The sequence below is a fragment of the Rahnella sp. RFA10(1/100) genome, assembly GCF_004195115.1.
GTDB lineage: Bacteria > Pseudomonadota > Gammaproteobacteria > Enterobacterales > Enterobacteriaceae > Rahnella > Rahnella perminowiae.
Map to the genome: position 1 here is coordinate 600,146 of NZ_SEWR01000001.1, position 20,542 is coordinate 620,687.

18 protein-coding genes are annotated in these 20,542 nt (G+C 56.4%); 7 read left to right on the forward strand and 11 right to left on the reverse strand.

Annotated features, from left to right (window positions below; genetic code table 11):
- Nucleotides 1-159: 159 nt before the first annotated feature.
- The 6 genes from ETV65_RS02550 (at nucleotide 160) to ETV65_RS02575 (ending at nucleotide 5,938) form a co-directional block, all read left to right on the forward strand.
- On the forward strand, nucleotides 160-1,068 hold the full coding sequence (locus ETV65_RS02550; RefSeq protein WP_129951429.1) for a dihydrodipicolinate synthase family protein: 909 nt from the start codon (nucleotides 160-162) through the stop codon (nucleotides 1,066-1,068).
- Nucleotides 1,069-1,206: 138 nt separating this feature from the next.
- The gene (gene fhuF / locus ETV65_RS02555) at nucleotides 1,207-1,971 is read left to right on the forward strand and encodes a siderophore-iron reductase FhuF (RefSeq protein WP_129951430.1); all 765 of its coding nucleotides are present in this window, start codon (nucleotides 1,207-1,209) and stop codon (nucleotides 1,969-1,971) included.
- Nucleotides 1,972-2,076: 105 nt separating this feature from the next.
- Nucleotides 2,077-2,415, forward strand: a complete 339-nt coding sequence (locus ETV65_RS02560) for a hypothetical protein (protein WP_129951431.1) — start codon at nucleotides 2,077-2,079, stop codon at nucleotides 2,413-2,415.
- A 192-nt stretch (nucleotides 2,416-2,607) separates the two neighbouring features.
- The gene (locus ETV65_RS02565; RefSeq protein ID WP_129952119.1) at nucleotides 2,608-3,927 is read left to right on the forward strand and encodes an MFS transporter; all 1,320 of its coding nucleotides are present in this window, start codon (nucleotides 2,608-2,610) and stop codon (nucleotides 3,925-3,927) included.
- Nucleotides 3,928-3,930: 3 nt separating this feature from the next.
- Nucleotides 3,931-4,785, forward strand: coding sequence for a MurR/RpiR family transcriptional regulator (locus ETV65_RS02570; RefSeq protein ID WP_129951432.1), 855 nt, complete (start codon nucleotides 3,931-3,933; stop codon nucleotides 4,783-4,785).
- A gap of 64 nt (nucleotides 4,786-4,849) precedes the next feature.
- Nucleotides 4,850-5,938 carry an iron-containing alcohol dehydrogenase family protein gene (locus ETV65_RS02575; protein WP_129951433.1) on the forward strand — a complete coding sequence of 363 codons (1,089 nt, stop codon included), beginning with the start codon at nucleotides 4,850-4,852 and terminating at the stop codon, nucleotides 5,936-5,938.
- A 638-nt stretch (nucleotides 5,939-6,576) separates the two neighbouring features.
- Here the strand turns inward: ETV65_RS02575 and ETV65_RS02580 are convergent.
- Genes ETV65_RS02580 through ETV65_RS02610 form a run of 7 tightly spaced genes read right to left on the reverse strand, consistent with a single transcriptional unit; the run spans nucleotide 6,577 to nucleotide 15,279 of the window.
- A complete protein-coding gene (locus ETV65_RS02580) occupies nucleotides 6,577-7,692 on the reverse strand; it encodes a Xaa-Pro peptidase family protein (protein WP_129951434.1) in 1,116 nt (371 codons plus the stop codon).
- Between the two features lie 14 nt (nucleotides 7,693-7,706).
- A complete protein-coding gene (locus ETV65_RS02585) occupies nucleotides 7,707-8,930 on the reverse strand; it encodes a M20/M25/M40 family metallo-hydrolase (protein ID WP_129951435.1) in 1,224 nt (407 codons plus the stop codon).
- Nucleotides 8,931-8,947: 17 nt separating this feature from the next.
- The gene (locus tag ETV65_RS02590) at nucleotides 8,948-10,582 is read right to left on the reverse strand and encodes an ABC transporter ATP-binding protein (RefSeq protein WP_129951436.1); all 1,635 of its coding nucleotides are present in this window, start codon (nucleotides 10,580-10,582) and stop codon (nucleotides 8,948-8,950) included.
- Nucleotides 10,582-11,409 carry an ABC transporter permease gene (locus ETV65_RS02595; protein ID WP_129951437.1) on the reverse strand — a complete coding sequence of 276 codons (828 nt, stop codon included), beginning with the start codon at nucleotides 11,407-11,409 and terminating at the stop codon, nucleotides 10,582-10,584. Before ETV65_RS02595 ends, ETV65_RS02590 begins: the two co-directional genes overlap by 1 nt.
- The gene (locus tag ETV65_RS02600) at nucleotides 11,402-12,349 is read right to left on the reverse strand and encodes an ABC transporter permease (RefSeq protein ID WP_129951438.1); all 948 of its coding nucleotides are present in this window, start codon (nucleotides 12,347-12,349) and stop codon (nucleotides 11,402-11,404) included. The genes ETV65_RS02595 and ETV65_RS02600 overlap by 8 nt, the downstream gene beginning before the upstream one ends.
- Before the next feature lie 15 nt (nucleotides 12,350-12,364).
- Entirely contained in the window at nucleotides 12,365-13,960 is a 1,596-nt protein-coding gene (locus ETV65_RS02605) for an ABC transporter substrate-binding protein (protein WP_129951439.1), read from the reverse strand.
- Entirely contained in the window at nucleotides 13,960-15,279 is a 1,320-nt protein-coding gene (locus tag ETV65_RS02610) for a M20 family metallopeptidase (RefSeq protein WP_129951440.1), read from the reverse strand. Before ETV65_RS02610 ends, ETV65_RS02605 begins: the two co-directional genes overlap by 1 nt.
- A gap of 77 nt (nucleotides 15,280-15,356) precedes the next feature.
- On the opposite strand from ETV65_RS02610, the gene ETV65_RS02615 reads away from it, so the two are divergent.
- Nucleotides 15,357-16,130 carry a GntR family transcriptional regulator gene (locus ETV65_RS02615; protein WP_129951441.1) on the forward strand — a complete coding sequence of 258 codons (774 nt, stop codon included), beginning with the start codon at nucleotides 15,357-15,359 and terminating at the stop codon, nucleotides 16,128-16,130.
- Nucleotides 16,131-16,714: 584 nt separating this feature from the next.
- On the opposite strand, the gene ETV65_RS02620 is transcribed toward ETV65_RS02615, so the two are convergent.
- From ETV65_RS02620 to ETV65_RS02635, 4 genes are all read right to left on the reverse strand, one after another.
- On the reverse strand, nucleotides 16,715-17,614 hold the full coding sequence (locus ETV65_RS02620) for a LysR family transcriptional regulator (RefSeq protein ID WP_129951442.1): 900 nt from the start codon (nucleotides 17,612-17,614) through the stop codon (nucleotides 16,715-16,717).
- 7 nt (nucleotides 17,615-17,621) lie between these two features.
- Nucleotides 17,622-18,443, reverse strand: a complete 822-nt coding sequence (locus ETV65_RS02625) for a M55 family metallopeptidase (protein WP_129951443.1) — start codon at nucleotides 18,441-18,443, stop codon at nucleotides 17,622-17,624.
- Nucleotides 18,444-18,528: 85 nt separating this feature from the next.
- A complete protein-coding gene (locus ETV65_RS02630; RefSeq protein WP_129951444.1) occupies nucleotides 18,529-19,593 on the reverse strand; it encodes a P1 family peptidase in 1,065 nt (354 codons plus the stop codon).
- 25 nt (nucleotides 19,594-19,618) lie between these two features.
- Nucleotides 19,619-20,536 (reverse strand): ABC transporter permease subunit, encoded by a 918-nt coding sequence (locus ETV65_RS02635; RefSeq protein WP_129951445.1) that lies wholly within the window; start codon nucleotides 20,534-20,536, stop codon nucleotides 19,619-19,621.
- Between the last annotated feature and the right edge of the window lie 6 nt (nucleotides 20,537-20,542).

The window sequence follows — 20,542 nt, forward strand, 5'->3', positions numbered from 1 at the left end:
CCCAAAGCGAAGGGGGAGGGAGTTACCGCCATCTTTGTGACTTCCCTTCCAGATATCGGCTAAATCACTGTAATTCGATCCCATCGCTATAAATATTTGAAACAGCGTTCTATAAATGAATGGGTGAGTACTTTACCCTTTCATATGGAGAACGAATGTATGACCAGCCCACTGTTTCATGGCGTGATCCCCCCTGTCGCAACGATCCTCAATGAGAATGAGCAGCTTGACCGACCGGGGATGGCGCGTCTGATTGATTTTGCTATTGAAGGCGGCGTAAACGGCCTGTTTTTCCTCGGCAGCGCGGGAGAATTCGCGCATATGTCTCAGGCGCTGCGTCATGAAGTGGCGGAGTTTTGCACGGAACATGTCGGCGGGCGCGTACCGGTATTGATTGGCGCGGCGCATCCGGGCACGGCAGAAACGCTGGCGTTCGCACAGCACGCGAAAAGCGTCGGTGCCGACGGCGTCGTGGTGGTGAATCCCTACTACAACCCGGTAACCGAAGATGCGCTGTATCTGCATTACCGCACAATTGCTGAAGGTGCCGGTTTGCCGGTGATCATGTACAACTATCCGGGACTGACCGGTCAGCCGCTGCCTGTCAGCCTGATCACACGTCTGGCGCTGGAGTGTCCGAACATTGCCGGCCTGAAGGACACCGTTGACAGCCTGAACCATATCCGCGAAACGATTCAGGCCGTGAAACCCCATCGCCCTGATTTCGCCGTATTCTCCGGTTATGACGAATATCTTTTTGGCACGCTGATACTGGGCGGCGACGGTGCTATTCCCGCCAGCGCCAATTTTGCCCCGCAACTCACCTGCGGGATTTACCGCGCCTGTAAAGAGAAAGATTTCGCCACCGCCGTGGAACTGCAACAGCGGTTATCTTTCCTGCCGCCGCTTTATACACTGGATACGCCGATCTACAACGTCATCAAATACGCCATCTCTCAGGTCATCAGTGAAATACCGGTGTATTCACTGAAACCGGCTCTGCCGCTGAGCAATGAGAAGCAAAAGGTTGTCCGTGAGATTTTGCAGAAAGCAGGTGTGTTGAACTGACCGCATTGGCTGCAAAACCTTCTCCCGTCATTTCTCTTCACCGGGAGAAGGAATCTAAATCGAAATCATTACTATTCCGCTTTAATATTCGTTACTCTATTCCTATGATTTATCGAGCCGAATGACTTTCATAGCGTAATGATGCAAACACTCCTCGACAGTTTCCGCGAAACGCCGGTCAGCTGGGTGGCAGAAACGTTCAAACCCATGTCGCCTCTGGTGACCAATGCGGTGCCTATGTTGCGACTGACCACTGCAGAAGGCTGCGCCAGCGTGCTTAAACGTTATCTGGACGCCAATGCGGCCGATGCCGCGCAGTGCGATAAGCGCCGGGCGCGGATTTCAATGTGGTCGCAATGGTATTTTGCCACCCTGTTGCCAGCCTGGGTGATTGTCTCCCTGCGTCACGGCTGGCAGTTACCTATCGCCGCCGACAATGTCTACCTGTGCATGCAGGAAGAAGGATTACCGGCGCAGATTTATCTCGACGGTGAAGGTGAAGCCCTGATATCCGCAGAACCGATGGCGCGCTTTGATGTGATGATCGAGCAGCAATTGCGCCCCGTTTGCGAAGCGCTGGCGGAATTCTCCGGCCTGAAACCGGGGATTTACTGGAGCAATGCGGCGATCCGTGTCGGCTGGGGCATTAAGCAGGCAGAGCTGGTCGGTGCGGATATCTCAGACGGCATGCGCCTGATGGAATCGCGCGAGCTGCGTTATGGCGGTAAAAATCCGTTATTTCAGCCACTGCGTGCTGAAGATCCTTCTGATCCTGACAGTCCGCAGTACCGTAAACAGTGCTGCCTGCGCTACGATCTGGAAGACCACGCCATGTGCCCTTCCTGCCCGTTATTGCTAGCAGAACGCAAATCCGGCAAAAGACGCAAAACCGTTGCCGGTTAAATCAAACACTTACAAACGCTGACTAAGCTTAGCGTAAAAAATGATTGGATCTTAGCGGCAGATAATTATAAGAATTGGGTTATATAGACCAACGAGGTATTTATCATGACTATGAAAAAACCTGAGAGCTGGCCCTCGGCTCTTAACTCGCTGGCCTCAGAGGTGATGGTTTCTCTGGCGCAACCCGTTAACCGCGTATGGAACACGTTAACCGGCAGGCAGCAGCCGCTCAGAGCAAGGATTGTTCATCGTTATGCTATTCCGTCTACCCGGACCATCAGCGTAACGGAAGGATTCTTCGGTTTTATTCCGGTTGAATCCTATGAAAACGAACGTTTTATTCTGGAAGTCGCTTACGCTGACAAACAGTATCAGGTAGAAGTCCCGCGGGCTTACTATCAGAAAAGTAATATCGGCGACGGCATCGATATCCACACGCTGTAACCGCAACGTGTTTAAACAGGCTGCTCCTTTCGAGGCGCAGCCTTTTTTTATGCCAAAAACCTGTCTGACCCCGCAGTTCCCGCTTTAATTTTGTTCAATACATGAAAATTATTGACATAATAATCACCGGAATTTAGAAAATTATTTACATCCTATTCTTATAACAAAGATCTTTTGCTGAAGAGGTTAATGATGACCCGCACCGGACAGATTTCCCCAGCCACCGCCAGTCAGTCACGCCGCGCCCTCGTCGCCGGTTCGGTCGGTAATTTTATCGAATGGTATGAATTTGGCGTTTACGGTTATCTGGCGACCCTGATTGCCGGTAACTTTTTCACCCTGGAAGGCCAGACCGGCATGACCGGTTTACTGCTCACTTATGCGTCGTTCGCGCTGGCGTTTTTCTGCCGCCCGATTGGTGCGATCATCTTCGGGCGTATCGGTGACCGCATCGGCCGTAAACCGACACTGATTGCCGTCGTTCTGCTGATGACGCTGGCCACCGCGATCATTGGTCTGCTGCCGACTTACGCGCAGATTGGCGTGGCCGCCCCGTTATTACTGACCCTGATGCGTATGTTCCAGGGCCTGTTTGCCGGCGGTGAATTCGGCGGAGCGGTCTCCCTGATGACCGAATTCGCGCCGAAAGGTAAACGCGGTATTTATGGCGCGTGGCAGTCGTTTACCGTGTCGCTGGGTCTGCTGACCGGCGTGGCGCTGGTGGCATTGCTGGTCCAGACCCTTCCTGAAGCACAAATGAAAGACTGGGGGTGGCGGATTCCGTTCCTGCTGGCCCTGCCGATGGGGCTGGTGGCGCTGTACCTGCGCCTGAAGCTTGATGAAACGCCGAACTTTGTCGCCAGTCAGAAAGACGAACCTGAAGTACAAAAAACGGCAGCCGGAAAAGCATCGGCTGTCGCTACTGCCAAGGCCATCGCACTGGGAATTGGCCGCATGATGGGATGGTCGGCGGGCGGTTATACCTTCCTGGTGGTCATGCCGTCATATTTGCAAACTTCCCTGCATGCCACTTTTTTACAGGCGCTGGTCGCCACCGTGCTGGCGAACGTCGGTTTCGCGCTGGCCATCCTGCCTTCCGGCTGGCTGAGCGATAAAATCGGCCGTAAAAAGGTCATGATGATTGCCGTCTTCGCCGTGATTGTGCTGAGTTTCCCGCTGCTGCATTTGCTGCAAAACCCGCAAAGCAGCCTGCTGGTGAAAGGTATTGCAGTGCTGATTGCCGGCGCAACAATAGGAATGATTGCCGGTCCCGGCCCGGCGATGCTGGCAGAAATGTTCCCGACCCGCGTGCGTTATACCGGTCTGGGATTATCCTATTCCCTGTCGAATGCCGTGTTTTCAGGCTGTGCCGGGCTGATTATTACCGGTCTTATCAAAGAAACCGGCAATCTGGATATTCCGGCCTATTACGTAGTCGCTACCTGTCTGGTCAGCCTGTTTGCACTGATGACGTTGCGCAAGGATGATCATTTGCGTGATCTGGATGAATAAGCGATGAACGACACGCATTTGCAGTCGCGTCTGAACGCATTACAGGGCAGCTTCTCGCCGGCGGAAAAGCGGATCATCACTCTTATCCGCCTTGATCCGCCGGGTGTGGCCAACATGGGCGTGACAGAACTGGCGAAATACGCCGAAACCAGCACTGCCACGGTGGTGCGCACCAGCAAACGGCTGGGTTTTAGCGGCTATCCGGCGCTGCGTCTGGCATTAGCCGCAGAATCATCCAGCCCGATGCCCGCCGGAATGCCGCTGGCGGCGGATATCAGCGACAATGATCCGCCCAAACAGATACTGCAAAAACTGCTGGAGTTCGAGGTCAAAGGCGCGACCGAAACCACGCAACTCCTCAGCGCAGCCACGCTGGAGCAGGCAGTCAGCCTGCTTGCACAGGCGCACCGGATTGATATTTACGGTGCCGGTGCCTCGGCACTGGTGGCGCAGGATTTTTGTCAGAAATTGCGACGCATCGGCGTTGTCGCCCAGACTTTTGGCAGCAGTGATGAAAGTCTGGTCAGCGCCTGTCAGTTAACAGCTGCGGATGTTGCGCTGGCGATTTCCCACTCCGGTCAGACAGCGGATGTGATTGAAGCCCTTGCGCAGGCAAAAGCGGCAGGCGCGAAAACGCTTGCCATTACCGCTAACGGCCGGGCTGCCCTCGCCCGTAAAGCAGATGTCGTGCTGCGAACCAGCAATCGTGAAATGGGTTTTCGCGCAGCGGCGATGGCGAGCCGTACCAGCCAGCTGCTGATCATCGACTGCCTGTTTATCGGTGTCGCCCAGCGCCTTCCGGGCGCGCGCGACGCCTTGCGTAAAACCCATGATGCCGTACGCAGGCGACGCCGCTGATATTCTTACGTTCTCCGGCACGCCTTCTATACTTCATAAAACACCGGAGTTTATGAGGGCATGCATGTTCACCCATCGTTTGGTCTTTCCTGCCAGCGTACTGCGCGGGCGCGGCGCCATAAAACATCTGGGCGCGATGTGCGGGCGCTTAGGCCAGCGGGCAATGTTAGTGGGCGGCAAACGCGCCATTGCCAGTGTCGAAGCGAAAGTAGCGGATCAGCTTGAACAGCAGATGGTCAGTTATCTCGGCAGTGAAATCTTCAACGGCGTGTGTTGTCAGGAAGAAATCAACCGTCTGGCGGACGTTTTCCGTACACAGGGCGTGGAGGTGATTATCGCCACCGGCGGCGGCAAAGCTCTGGATACCGCTAAAGCGGCAGGCGTGGCGTGCAATATTCCGGTCGTAACCCTGCCGGGCATTGCGGGCACCTGTTCGGCGGTGACCTCGCTGGCGTTCCGTTATCATCAAAATGGGGAATTCCGCGACATGATGCCTTTGTCCAGTGGCCCCGCCGCGGTAGTGATCGATGCGGATTTGCTGGCAACCTCACCGCTGCAATGGCTCTCGGCAGGTATCGGCGATACGCTGGCAAAATGGTATGAATACCGCGCCATCAGCGATCTCAGCCAGCTGACCGGCCTGGCGGGCGTCGCCAGAACCCACAGTGAATTGTGTTATACCCTCATCAGGCATTTCGCCGCCGGTGCCTGTTTCGCGGTGCAGGACGGTAAAGCCAATAACGCGCTCGAACAGGTGCTCGATGCTATTTTCCTCTACGCCGGTCTGACCTCAGTCATGAGTAACGGCGCTCACACCGGTGCTTCTCATGCACTCTACGAAGGCTTCACCGCCTGTCCGAAAACCCGCCATATTCCTCATGGTTTGCTGGTCGGTTACGGTAACCTGTGCCTGCTGGCACTGGAAAACCGCAGCGACGATGAACTGCTGGCCGCTCTCGCGCTGGCCCGCGCCAGTGCCATACCGACGCAGTTAGCGCATATCGCCACAGGGCTGACAGAGCAGGATCTGGCCGTGATTATCGACCGCAGCCTCACCACACCGGATATGGCGAACATGCCAGGTGATATTACATTTGAAGATGTCAGAGGTGCGGTAGAAAGAGTGGAGAGACTCGGGGCAAAAATTAATTGATGTGAGAACGCACATCAGAACGTTTTTGAAAGATAAATGGTGAAAGTTTCGGTTTCTCAATTGCCGTGATCACTTATCGGGTTGCGCCGAAACCGCCCAAAGGAGGAAAGTGCTTTTCCTCCTTTGGATTCCTCCTCGCTTTTTCAACAAGCGCTCCGCTCGCTGGCTATTTTTCAGGTATCGCAGCGACAGGCTGGAAATCTTGCCGCTTCGCGGTGCCTTCATTTCGGGATTGCAGCCTAGGGTCTGCAACCTCTCATTCAGCAAGCTTTCTGAAACGCCCGCAGGATTTTAAAGTCAAAACCAATCCGCTTTGCATATCAAAATCAGTAAGGTTGTGAAGTAGAAGCCTGAGGCCGGTTCCAAAATACCGCCGGACGAGAGGTGGAAAACCGCGCATGTTTTTGCGCGGGTTGTAACCCGATGGGAGGGAACCGCGCAGCGGCGGGATTTTGCGGCTATCACTGCGGCTGATGAAATATAGTCAGCGAGCGAAGCGCGCAGTGAAAGAGCCGGGGGGGTCTTGGGGGGCGGCGGCGATAAGCCGTCCCCCAAGTCGGTGTGGGCCGACGCCCACGACCTTGAATTTGAAGTTGAATTTGAAATTAAGCCGGGATTCAAAAAGGCCCCCCTTTTTTTCAAATCTCCATCACTTCCCTCGGTAACCGGCTCATTCTGATTCCGCCTTCCGGCCTCACCACGACCGTCTCGCTGAACGCCAGTCCTGCCGCCGAGGTGTACATATGAAATACCATGTTTTCTTCAAGCCGCCAGTCTGCCGCCGGCGTGAAACAGTGCGAGAAATCACTCGGACGCGGCGTACGGGTGTAAAGTCCGAGCGCATAACCGGTAACATTGCCATATTCTGCACGTAAACCGGCGGCGAGCACGCCGTTGCGTAAAATCGCATCGACATCACTGGCTCTTGCACCTGGCTTCATCGCGGCGATCTGCGCATCCTGCAGGGCAATCAGCTGACGGGCGATATGCTGCCGCTCTGTGCTTACCCCCCCAGAAATAAACGGGCGCATCAGGCGGGCACTGTAATGTTTTACCTTCGGGATCAGCTCCACATGCAGAATGTCGCCGTCGCGGATAATGTCCTCGTGCGTCTGCGCATGCAGAAAACCGCTGTCACCGGCGGAACGGACGACAGGCCCCGTTTCGCCGGTATCCGCGCCTTCGGAAAGGAAGACCCCCGCCGCCAGCGAAGCCACATCCCGCACGCGCCAGCCCGCTTTCACCTGCTCTTTCAGTGCCAGAAAGGTGGTATCGGCGATAAACGCCGCCTGCTGAAGACTGTCCAGCTCGTAATGGAATTTCACCTGCCGTATACGATCACTGACACCCGGCATCGGCCGCCAGACAGCATCAGGTAAATATTCGGAAAGCTGCTGCCAGGTATCCACCGTCATGCCATACGAACGGGTATCCGCCCCAAGACGGCAATCGCGATATCCCCGGGCAATAAGACTGTCTGCCACGCATTTCCACGGATCCTGATGGTCAGAGTAAGTGACAACGTCACGAAACCAACTCAACTGACGACAAGGCGCTTCATCAAGCTGGCGTAACACGATCCAGGGCTCACCACTCAGCGGCACCAGACAGGCACGGTACAGCGTTTCCGATACGGTAAAACCCGTCAGCCATGCCAGCAGTTCCCCGCTGTCAACCAGCATCACTTCTGCATCAGCCATGCGCATGGCATCACGCAGGCGGCTCAGTGCCGCCAGATTCACAGGCATCGACATCCGTTTATCCTCTTTCAGGCGTCAACCGGCTGGCAAATTTCGAGGATGGCCAGCAGATAAACCCGCACGGTATCGAGGAAATCTTTAATGTGAACCCGCTCGTCCGGCATGGTGTTGAACTTGCCGCCGGGCCCGCATACCACGCCTTCCATGCCCAGCATCTGATAGAAATGCGCGGCGTCAGTGCCATAAAATGCCGGTGGTGTGATAACTCCGGTGGGCTGTTGTTCACCGCGCACCGTCTGATAGGCACGGTTCACCGCTTTAACGATGAGGGACTCCGGTGACACTTCGAATGGCAGCATGGTCGGGCGATGACGTTTACCGTCATCAAACAGTTCCGCCTGCAGGCCGGGGAATTCACCGCACAGGTTATCGAGCAACGCCTGTAAATCGGCCAGTACGGTATCGACAGTTTGCCCCGGTGCAAAACGCGCAGACCCGCTGAGGCGCACAAAGTCAGCCACCTGCGGCGGACGCCATTCCTCTAAATCACGCCCCAGCGCACCGTGAATGGTGCCGACATGCCCACGGTTAATCTTGCGGTGATCGTCCGTTTCCGCACCGGTAAAGGTGATGTTATTGATTTGCGGGATTAGCCTGATGGCCGCCTGTATGGCATCAACCGCTTCTTCGCGTTTTGAAAGATGGCGCGTGTCGCCGGTCAGTTCGATGGTGAACATCAGCGACCCGGCGTGCATGGTCATCGCCTGCACATCAGTCGGTTCTGAGTTAATAAAATAGTCCGCCCGGATGCCCTGTTCGATGGCCGCAATGGTGCCGATCCCGCCCTGCAACTCGCCGACCACATAAGTCAGGATCACGTCACCTTTGAGTTTCACGCCATTGTCGATCAGCGTTTTCAGCGCGCAAAAATACGCGGCATCACCGGCTTTCATATTGGAAACACCGATGCCATAGATGAATTCATCATCGATTTTTCCTGCCCACGGATCCACCGTCCAGCCTTCGGTCACCGGATTGGTATCGAGATGGCCGTTGAACAACAGGCTATGGCCGCCGCCCTCTCCGCGCAGCGTACCAATGGCGTTCAGACGCTCACCCGGCACCGGTTGCAGCTGCGTCTCGAGCCCGAGCATCTGCATCTGGCTGGCCATGTACTCTGCCAGTCTGCGCTCGCCGTCTGTCTGACTGTAACTCTTGTGCTGTACCATCCGCGACAGAAAATTCAGGCAATAGTCATTGTCAATGGCGGCCAGTAATTGTTGAGAATTCATGTGTAACCCTTTCAGTATCAAAAATGGTCTGTAACGGCCGTTTCGGGCGTATGCACCGCCGCCAGCAACGCCTTCGTATAATCATGACTGGCGTGTTGCACCATGGCGTCGCCCGGCAGCACTTCCAGTAAATCCCCGCGATACATCACCGCCACGCGGTGTGCAATCTGGCGGATCAGGTTCAGATCGTGGGTAATAAACAGGTAAGCGGTGCCGTAACGACGGCGCAGTTCCAGCAATAATTCGATGACCGTCGCCTGTACGGAGACATCCAGCGCGGCGGTGATTTCATCGCATATCACCAGTTCGGGTGGGTGCGCAAATGCCCGGGCAATCGCCACACGTTGCTTCTGTCCGCCGGAAAGTTCATGCGGAAAACGCCGGGCGAAGCTGGCTGGAAGACGCACATCTTCCAGCAAACGCGCTACGGCCTGCGCCTCGGTTTCGCCGTCCGGCAAACCGTACAAACGCAACGGACGGGCGATAATCTCGCCGATACGCTGACGCGGATTGAGGGAGGCATCCGGATGCTGGAAAATCATCTGCACACGGCGGCGGTAGTCTTTGTCCATTTCCGCACGGCCAAACAGGTTATACCCCCTGAAATCAACCTTACCGCTGAACGGCACCAGCCCGGTCAGCGCTTTCGCCAGCGACGATTTACCGGAACCGGATTCACCCACCACGCCGACGATTTCCCCGCGATGCACCGTCAGGCTGACATCCGATGCGGCACGGGTTTTGCCGTTTTCACGGCGAAACAGCCGGTCGAGCAAACCGTGACGACCATAATCAATATTGATGTTTTGCAGGCTGAGTAACGGCTGCGCGCAAACCGGTACGGCATCTGTCAGACGGTGAGCGGGATCCGGCACTGCCGCCACCAGCTTTTGCGTATAAGCATGTTGCGGCGAAAGGAACAGCGTGCGTGCACTGGCCTGTTCAACGATGTGGCCTTTTTCAAGCACACAAACACGGTCTGCCACGGCCGACACCAGTGCCAGATCGTGCGAGATATACAGCGAGGCAACACCGGTTTCTTCACGCAGGCGGGCAAACAGCGCCAGAATTTGTGCCGAACTGATGACATCGAGAGCGGTCGTCGGTTCATCGAAAATCAGACATTGCGGTTCGCAGGCAAACGCCGTGGCGATCAGTACCCGCTGTTTTTCGCCGCCGGAAACCTGATGCGGATAACGCTTCATCATCGCCGCCGGATTTTTCAGCTCGACGTTGCCAAGCAACTCAATGCCCAGCTCCCGTGCCTGTCTGGCATCCAGCCCGCGATGGCGGATCAGCACTTCGGTCACCTGCTCACCCAGTGTCAGCGTCGGGTTCAGCGAGGCGCCCGGATCCTGAAAAATCATGCCGAGTTTGCCGCCACGCAGGTTTTCAAGCTGCGGTTTCGCCATCTGGCATAAATCTTCGCCCGCCAGCAAAATACGCCCGCTGCGTTCCCGCGCATTCGTCGCCATATAACGCATTACCGACCAGCCCAGTGTGGTTTTACCCGAACCGGACTCCCCTACCAGCCCGACCACTTCGCCGCGCTGCACACTGAGTGAAATGTCCTGCAAAACCTGTAACGGTTCGGCATGAGGCAGCAGGTAATCGAGGCTGTAATTCTCTATCGCTAATACGGCTTCGCTCATCAGTGGCTCCTTGGGTTAAGCGCATCGCGCAGGCCATCGCCCAGCAGATTAAAACCAACCGCCACCAGCGCGATCGCTACACCTGGTATCAGCATCATCCACGGCGCATTAAAGAAATAAGCGCGGGCTTCTGACACCATCAGCCCCCATTCCGGCTCCGGCGGTTGTGCGCCAAGGCCGAGAAAACTCAGTGTGGCAAACAACATGATGGCGAAGGCCACGCGGATAGTGGCTTCCACGATGATCGGCGCGACAATATTGGGCAACATTTCACGCAAAATGATGTAGTGCGTGGCTTCACCACGGGCAATCGCCGCGCTGATGTAATCCTGCTGACGCGCAGCCAGCGAGACGCTGCGGGCAATGCGCACCATGCCGGGCACAAATGCGATGGTGATCGCCAGTACCGCATTGAAGCTGCTCTGACCGAGAGTGCTGACAATCAGCAGCGCAAACAACAGACTCGGGATCGACATGACCGCGTCCATTGTGCGCATAATGGCTTCGTCGGTTTTGCCGCCCAGATAGGCGCTGGCTGTGCCGATCACGGCACCTATTACCATCGACATCAGTGTCGCCAGCAGTGAAAGCACAATGGTGGCGCGGGCACCGACCATCACACGGCTGAAAATATCGCGCCCGAGCTGATCGGTACCGAACCAGTGTTCTGCTGAAGGTGCTTTGTACCGTGCCAGAATAGAAATAGATTCCGGATCATAAGGCGCGATATGCGCCCCGCCGCACACCATCAGCGCAGCCACCGTTAAGATAAACAACCCGACAGCGCCCTGCGGCGAACGGATTAAATGCTTCATCACATCACGCATAACTGATCCGTTTATCGAGGAAAACATAGGCCAGATCGGCCAGGAAATTAACGACGGAATAGGTCGCGGCAAGGATTAATACCCCGGCCTGAATGGTGGGTAAATCCCGTGCCTGCACGGCCACGATCAGTTCGCGACCAATCCCCGGAATGGCGAAAATTTCTTCCACCACCACGATGCCACCAAGCAGATAACCCACGTCGAGCGCCACAATAGTGATGGTGGGCAGCAGGCCGTTACGCAGCGCGTGACGCCACAAAATCCTGCGGCGCGACAAACCTTTGAGATGTGCGGCGCGGATATAATCGGTCTGCAACACATCGACCATCTCCGAACGCACCATGCGTGAAACATGGGCCACCAGAATCATTGCTACTGTCACCGACGGCAGGATCAGATGACTGATGCCACCCCGGAAATCCTCCGTCAGGGGTACATAACCGGTCGCGGGCAGGATCTGCCAGACATCAGCAAACAGCAGCAATAACAATGTGGCGGTCACGAATTCCGGAAAAGAAATGCCGACATATGACAGTACGCTGACCAGCATATCGGCCAGTTTCCCGCGACGGACCGCCGCCCAGATCCCCAGCGGAATCGCGACCACCAGCATCAGCAACAGTGCACAGACCGCCAGCAGCAGGGAACGCCCGAGCGCGGCCATAATGGTCGGCGCCACCGGCAAACCATTACGCATTGAGACGCCGAAATCACCGTGCAGCACGCCGTGCAGCCAGTGCCAGTATTGCAGCCACGCCGGATCACTGAGTCCGAGACGCGCACGCACGGCAGCCAGCGCTTCCGGCGTGGCGTTCTGCCCCAGCAGGGTTACTGCGGCATCCGCCGGTAACAATTGCGTGATCCCAAACACCAGCAGCGACACCACCAGCAGGGTGTAAATCACCAGCATGAAACGTTTAAACAGATAACTCGCCGTCACTCTCAATGCCCCCTGCTATTTTCGGGTCGGGGCTTTCGCCGTCAGCCACACATGATCAAGACGGAACACCGCACCGCGCGGATGAAGCTGATAACCGGCAACGTAATCCCGCCCTGCCGCCAGCAAATCGAAGAATGCCGGGATCAGCGACGGCACGTCGTCGTGCATCAGCTTCTGTGCCTTGCCGTAAAGTACGGTGCGTTTTGCCGGATCGGCGGTTTCACGCGCCGCTTTTACCGCCGCATCAAATTCAGCGTTATTCCAGCGGGTCTCATTCCACGAGGCCGTTGAGGTGTAAAGCAGCGAGAAAACCGCATCCGGTGTGGGTTGCATGTTGTAGAAGCCAACGTAAAAATTGCCTTTTTTCCATACCTGGTCGAGGTAGGTGCTGTGTGCCATCGTCTGCACCTTAATGCGAAAACCGCCCGGTTTGGCCATTTCACGCAGTGCAATCCCGAGCTGGGTGCGGGTGGAGGGTTTATCCGAAGCGATCAGCGTCAGATCTATTCCGTCGGGATACCCGGCATCTTTCAGCAATGCTTTGGCTTTGGCATAATCCGGCGCTTTCAGCGGCTCATTCAGGTAATACGGATAGGCTGTGTTAAGCGGGGTATCGTTGCCTGCCGTGCCGTAGCCTTCGGCGACAAAATCCACGGTAGCCTTGCGATCCACACACAGCGCCAGCGCCTGACGGACGCGCACATCGTTAAACGGTTTGGTGTCACACCCCATGTTCACGTTGAGGAACTGACCGGACGGTACACGCAGCGGCACTATGCCGGAAGACTTTGACAGGCGCGCAAATTCGGTAGAGGCGGCGGAAAGCATCAGATCGGTGTCACCGGCAATCAGCGCGGAGCCTTCAGCGATTGCATCCGGATAAACCACCACTTCAACGCGATCCAGATGCGGACGTGACGGGTCGTAATAATGCGGATTACGCTCAACCACAATCAGGCGTTCAGGGTCAAACGACACCAGTCTGAACGGCCCTGTGCCGATGGCTTCCTTGCTCAGACGTTCAAGCTGGCCGCCCGCAATCGCCGCAGGAATAATCTTCGCATCGGGATAGGCCAGCATCACTGGCAGATCGGCGTAAGGACCGTCGGTGCTAATCACCACAGTGCTGGCATCCGGTGCGGTCACTGTTTTGAACGGACCGATATTGTGCTGACCGGGAGAGGCATTTTTCGGGTCAAGTATGGCGTTCAGGCTGGCGACGACATCGGCAGACGTACAGGCAGAGCCGTCATGGAAACTGAGATTTTGGCGCAGGATAAAAGTCCACTGCGTCAGATCGTCGCTGGCTGTCCAGGACGCGGCTAAATCCGCTTCAGCTTTCATATCCTGCGTCAGACGGGTCAGGCCGCTGTACAGCAATTCGGCCACCAGATATTCCGGATTGACGCGCGCCTGCTGCGGATTAAGCATGCCTGCCGCCTGGTCCACACTGATGCGCAGTACTCCACCTTTGCGCGGTGAACCGCCGGAACCGGTGGCGCTGGACACGGCAGCGGCAACATTACCCGACCACGGTAACAGTGCCGCGCCGGTGAGAATGGTAGATCCTGCGATAAACTGACGGCGGTTAACGCCTTTCATTGCACACATTATTGAACCCTCTCTGCGGAATTCGAAAAGCCCTGGGTTGGCGAATTTTCTGTGGGAATAAAATCAGAAGCTAAATAAGCAAGAATGGACTGCGATAACGCGACGACGTCCTGCATGGTTGTATATTCATCCGATGCATGGATACGGTTTTCCGGCCGGGCAAGCCCGCCGAGTAATATTTCCTGAATGCCTGCCTGCTGAACCCAACCCATGTCAGAACTGGTGGAAGAACCCCAGACAGCGAAATCGTTTGCGTGGAAACCAAAACCCTGACCGAGTGCTGCGAGCCAGCGCGGCCAGTGGGGTCCGGTTGGATCACTGACCGGGGCCAGATGGCCAATCAGGTGATACTCCACTGACAGCGCGGCTGAGTCTTTCATGGCCTGGGTGATGCAGCCGGTGAGTTCTTTAAAGACCCTTTCAAAAGGTTCTTCCGGCGAATAGCGGCGGTTGACCAGCAGTTCAAAGCGCGCGGGAATGGTCGAGCCTTTGCCACCGCCCTGCGCGGCCGCCAGGGTGAGACGGGACGTGAGCGACCGTCCTTCAAAATGTGGCGGCGCAGGCATGGCTGAGGCACGTTGTTCGACATCGTGTTTCAGCGCATGCAGCGCATTCATCAGCGGCAGACTTTCTTCAATAGCATTAATGCCACCCACCGGATCGCCGGAATGCGCCGAGCGGCCGGTGATACAAATTTTGAGATCGATACTGCCGAAGCAGCCCCCCCAGATACGCGGCACCGCCCCGCCGTTAAAGCTCAGCATATGACCGGCAAATAATTTCTGCTCAGCCAGATAACGCACACCGGGATACAGCCCGCCTTCCTCATCGGTACACAACAGCAGAACCGGATTAAATTTCAGCACCAGCCCGTGACGTTGCGCAGCGCGAATTGCTGCAAGTGTCGCGACAATCGTGCCTTTCATGTCAGCGGCACCGCGGCCAATCAGTTTGCCCTCCGCCTGGGTAAGCGCCAGCGGCGGGTAATTCCAGCCATCACCGGCAGGCACGGTATCCACATGAAAATAGAGATTACAGGCTTCGGTCGCGCTGCCCGGTAACGTAGCAATCACATTGACCCTCTCACCCTGTGCGCTGCCGTCCGGCGTTTGCCACAGATTTTCCGGCACGCTGACGCGCTGACAGGCAAAGCCCATCGGCTCCAGCAGAGATTCCATCAGGGCGGCAAATGCCGGATAACCGGTGCCCGGGGGGAAGCAGGTATCCACTGCCAGCATCTGGCTGAGATCCTGTAAAATGGCGGTTTCGTCCTGCCGGATGGAGTCCAGCGCAATTTGCAAACTTCCTTCGCACGACATGCTATACTCGCTTCATTCTATTTCTATATAGTTTATAGATAAAGCAGATACCCGTTCAGGTCAATAGGTAATCAGGTATGACACAACAAAATAAAGCAGAGCAGGACGCTTCCCCTTTTGGCCGGTTAAGCGAAAGGGAATCCGCGCCGTTATACGAAGTGGTGAAACGTCACATCAGCGAATCCATTCTGATTGGCGAGCTGCCGCCGGGCACGGTTTTACCGAGTGAAAACGCGCTGGCGGCTGATTTCGGGGTTTCGGTCGGTACGGTGCGCAAAGCGCTGTCGGCGCTGACCACAGAAGGCATGCTGATGCGGCGTCGCAAGACGGGCACCGTGGTCACCGGCTGGGCACCGTTGCACAATCTCAGTTATTTCTTCCAGTATTTCCGCCTGCATGGCCGTGATGGCGCACTGCTGAACTCCGAGACGATTTTGCTCGATCACCAGACCGGCCAGGCCAATGCCCGTGAGGCTGAAAAGCTGCAAATTGACGACGGCGCACCGGTTATCCGCATCCGTCGTTTACGCCGGGTAAAAGGCATTCCTGCCATGCACGAACGGCTGGTGTTACCGGCAGAACGCCTGCCGGATTTCCCTGCTGCCAGTGATTTGCCTCCGCTGCTGTACCGTTTTCTGCTGGAAAAATACGGTGTCCGCGTGGCGGCCGTGCGCGAGCAGTTGATCGCTGAAATGGCCGATGCAGACGACCTGAAATGGCTGGAGCTTGAAGCGCCACACGCGGTGATGGTGATCGACGAAGTGTCGTTTGATCAAAGTGCCGTGCCGGTGATCATGGCGCACCACCGGTTCAGCACAGATCATTTTATGTATGTGAATGAGATCCGGTAGTTGCAGGGGGGCGGCTGCAACGGGGCCGCTTTAAAATCAACTTCAACTTCAAATTCAAGGTCGTGGGCTCGCCGCCCACACTGGCCCAGAGGACGCGTAAGCGCGCGCCCTCTGGACTCCCGCGCTTTTTCACTGCGCGCTTCGCTCGCTGGCTATGTTTCAGGTAGCACAGCGACAGGCTGGAAATCTTGCCGCTGCGCGGTGCCTTCTCTCGGTCTTCGAGCCATAGGTCTCGAAGCCGCTCCGTTCAGCAAGATTTCTGAATCGCCTTTGGCTTTTTTAAAAGACAAAATCAGTGAAGTTGTGCAGTTGAAGCCTGAGGCCGGTTCCAAAATACCGCCGGACGAGAGGTGGAAAACCGCGCGTGTTTTTGCGCGGGTTGTAACCCGATGGGAGGGAACCGCGCAGCGGCGGGATTTTGCGGCTATCACTACGCTCACTGAAACATAGCCAGCGAGCGGAGCGCGCAGTGAAAGAGCCCGGGGGGTCTTGGGGGGCGGCGGCGATAAGCCGCCCCCCAAGTCGGTGTGGGCCGACGCCCACGACCTTGAATTTGAATTTGAATTTGAATTTGAAATTAAAAACTAAACGGGATCGAAAGGCCCCCCTTTCAACTCCCCCACTTTCTGCCTGATCAGCTGTCTGAGCCTGATCGCCGCCTGCGATGCTGGCTGGTCCCGCCTGCTCAGCAAAATCACTTCAAACGGCAGCGGTTCCACAACCTCAACAATCTTCAACTGACCGATATACCGCCGGGCGGTAAACGTATCAACCACACCGACACCGCCGCCCGCCAGCACCATGTCGGCGATCACCGAATAGGTTTTGATATACAACGCAGAGTGTGACATCAGGCCGTTCTCGCGCAGGACGCGGTTGAGCACCTGTCCCAGCGGATCCTGTTGCTGTAACATCAGCAGATCGTTCGCGCACAACCATGCCAGTGATACCGGCCCTTCGACCGGAGAATCCTTAGGCAACAGCGCGACCATATTGGCCTGATAAATAGACTCGGCAATCAGCTCCTGCGTAGCCTGCTCGCCAAACGCCAGCGCAAAATCCATTTTATATTGCAGCAGATCCTGACTCAGCGTATTGAAATGGCCGGTCACCAGTTCAACACTGCCGCCGGGGGTCTGACGACGAAAATCCACTAACACCGGTGCCATCACGCTGTGGCCAAGCGCATGCGCCGAACCGATGCGCACATGCTGGCCTTCACCCTGACGCAACTGTTCCGCCAGCTCACCGATGGCCTGAATATGGCTGAATAACGCTTCGACTTCCGGCATTAGCCGCCGCCCTTCCGGCGTCACAATCAGCCCCTGCGGTGTGCGGTCAAACAGCGCGAAACCCAGTTGCTGTTCCGCGTGATTCAGCACGCGGCTGACATTCGGTTGCGAGACGTTCAGCAGGCGTGCCGCCCCGCTGACACTGCCCGCCTGTAACACGGCCTGAAACACTTCAATGTGGCGTAAGCGCATTGCTGCCCTATTTCTGGGTGGTCGCTAAGTATGAGAAAGCACTTAACAGGCTGATAATATTTGCCACCGTCGGGCTGTGATAACCGACAGTAACGGCATCGAGACGCTCGACGCCGGGGATCAGGCCGAACAAATCTGCCAGAACCGGTTTCGCGGCCATCAGTTCGAGATGATACGGGGCACTGAATCTGGCGGCGGTAAGCGGTGCCGGTTTGCTGACGGCGATCGTCGCCTGTTTGCGGATTTTCGCGCAGGCAATCGACGGACTGTCAGATTCCGCAGCATTGGCGGAAATCGCACGTTTGACGCAGACATACTGCGATTCCGGATAATAACGGCGGATCCAGGTTTCAAGATGATCATCGCCGGTCACCAGCCATAAAGGAACGTTCAGTTCCGCACCGGCAGCGGCGTATAAATCGCTTTCGCCCACCACGTTGCCGTTGAGTTTGACGCGGTAAAAGGCACGGCCATTGATAGTATGCGCCAGAACGCCGTTTTCGCCTGCGGCGGTGTGATAGCCGACAAACATCAGGCCGTCGTATTGCTGTTGTTGCAGCCCTTCGACCATCGACAATCCGCGTGGTTTGCCCTGTACCAGCCGGGCGCGCGGGTCGATTTTATCGGCGCGCAGATTTTGCATCATCGCGTGGCTGTCGGCCACCGTCACTTCCATCGCGCCACCGGCAAACGCGCCATCAATGGCGGCGTTAACTTCACCTTCCATCAGCGCACGGGCGGCGTCGTAATCCGCATGTCCCGGGCTGCACTGTTCAGGACGCATGACACCGGCAATACCTTCAATGTCCGCAGAGATAAACACTTTCATCAGTCGTTCCCTATGTGGTGTAGTTATCAGGCGGAGGGTAAACCCACACCCCAGCCTTCCCCCCGAGAGAAGGAAAGGAGTAAAGCTAGTTCGCCAGGTTATCTAATACTTCACTTAACCCCAGACGGTAATGGCCGTCGAATCCGCAAACAGTTTCAGCACTCAGTAAGGCATCAATAATAGCGTGTTCTGTCGCGTCTGCCGCCAGCGCCAGTAAAGATTCCAGTTGCGCATCAGGCAGCGTGACACCGTCACGTTGCGTCGAGAATGCCAGCGCAATATCCCCTGAACCATGCCCCCAGTAACTGCCAAGACGTCCCAGTCCGGCACCGGCGCGTTTGGCGATGCGGCTAAGCTGGCGACTGTCGAGATAGCGGTCGCAGGCCATCACAATGATCACCGAACCGGCATCTGCCTGCGGCGCCAGTTGCGGCTGGATTTGTGCGATGGTTTCTCCGGCGCGTATGCCGTCAAGCGTCAGTTCCGAGAGTTTGCCAAAATTCGCCAGCACCAGAACGCCCAATGTGGCGTTGAGTGCTTCACACCGGCGCGAGGCCGTGCCGATACCGCCTTTTAAGCCGAAACAGCTCATGCCCCGTCCGGCCCCTACGCTGCCACGGGCGAAGGTATTTGCCGCGGTGTCCAGTGCGGCCAGCGCGTCGTCTTCACTGACCGCCATCGCCTGGATATCATTAAGATAGAAATCGTTGCATTCCAGGATAACCGGATTGATGGTGGCATCCGGACGCCCCATTTGCGGAAATTGCTGACAGCTGCGCTTTATCAGCGCGTTAAACAACGTGCCCGTGGCAAACGTATTACTGAGCAAAACCGGCGTTTGCAGCTCACCCAGTTCCATCACCTGAATCAGCCCCATCGGTTTACCGAAACCGTTTAATACCGCCACACCGCAAGGCAGGGGTTTTTCATACAAATTATCGCCAGGCGGCACAATGGCCGTGACGCCGGTCTGCACATCGCCAGCCGCTAAGGTGCTGTGACCGATACTCACACCGGCGACGTCGGTTATGGCATTGGTCGCGCCGCACGGAAATCGCGGGCGGAAAATCTGGCGTGTGGTGCGCCAGCGTTGCAGTAAGGCAGACAGCGCCTGCTGCTGAAATTCGTCTTCACATTCTTGCAGATGCATCAGTTTCCCGTATCAGATATTCATTTCACGATGACTTTTTCAGTTTAGGATCCAGCGTGTCACGCAGCGCATCACCGAGCAGATTGAATGCCAGGACGGTGAGGAATATTGCCAGTCCGGGGAACACGCTGACGTTCCATTTGCCTGCCATCATCATATTACGGCTCATCGCCAGAATATTACCCCACTCCGGCACATCCGGTTCCGGCCCCAGACCGATAAAACTCAGGCTGGCTGCGGTCAGAATACTGGTGCCGATACGCATGGTGAAATAGACGATAACGTTTGAGAGCGTGCCCGGCAGAATATGGCGTAAAATTACCACTCTGTCCGGTGCACCGATGCAGCGAACCGCTTCGACATAGGCACTGTGTTTAATCGATAACGTGGCCGCACGTACGATGCGGGCAAATACCGGCACACTGAAAACGGCGACCGCGATAATCACATTATTCAGCCCCGGCCCCAGAATAGCCACCACGGCAATCGCCAGCAACATACCGGGGAAGGCAAACAGCACGTCGGAGCCGCGCATGATCAGCATATCCAGCCAGCGGCCGTAATATCCGGCCAGCAGCCCGAGTATCACACCGGCAGCCATGCCGAGCGTGACTGAAAAAATACCCACATAAAGGGAGATACGCGCGCCATAAATGATACGGCTGAGGACATCGCGACCTAAATCGTCCGTGCCGAACCAGTGTTGCGGCGTCGGACCGGCGCCGAGCGCCATCCAGTCCGGTGTCATCGGGTCAAAAGGCGCCAGCCAGGGTGCGAACACCGCGACAAATACCAGCAGCAGGATGAATCCCCCCGATATCAGCGCCATCGGATGACGGATAAAGGTATGGAAAAAGTCGTACCACGGTGAACGGATGTTATCGTTCTGCGAGGCCGGCTCAGCCGGTCGGATTTCTCCCGCAGAAGAGACAGGATCGGTCATAATCAG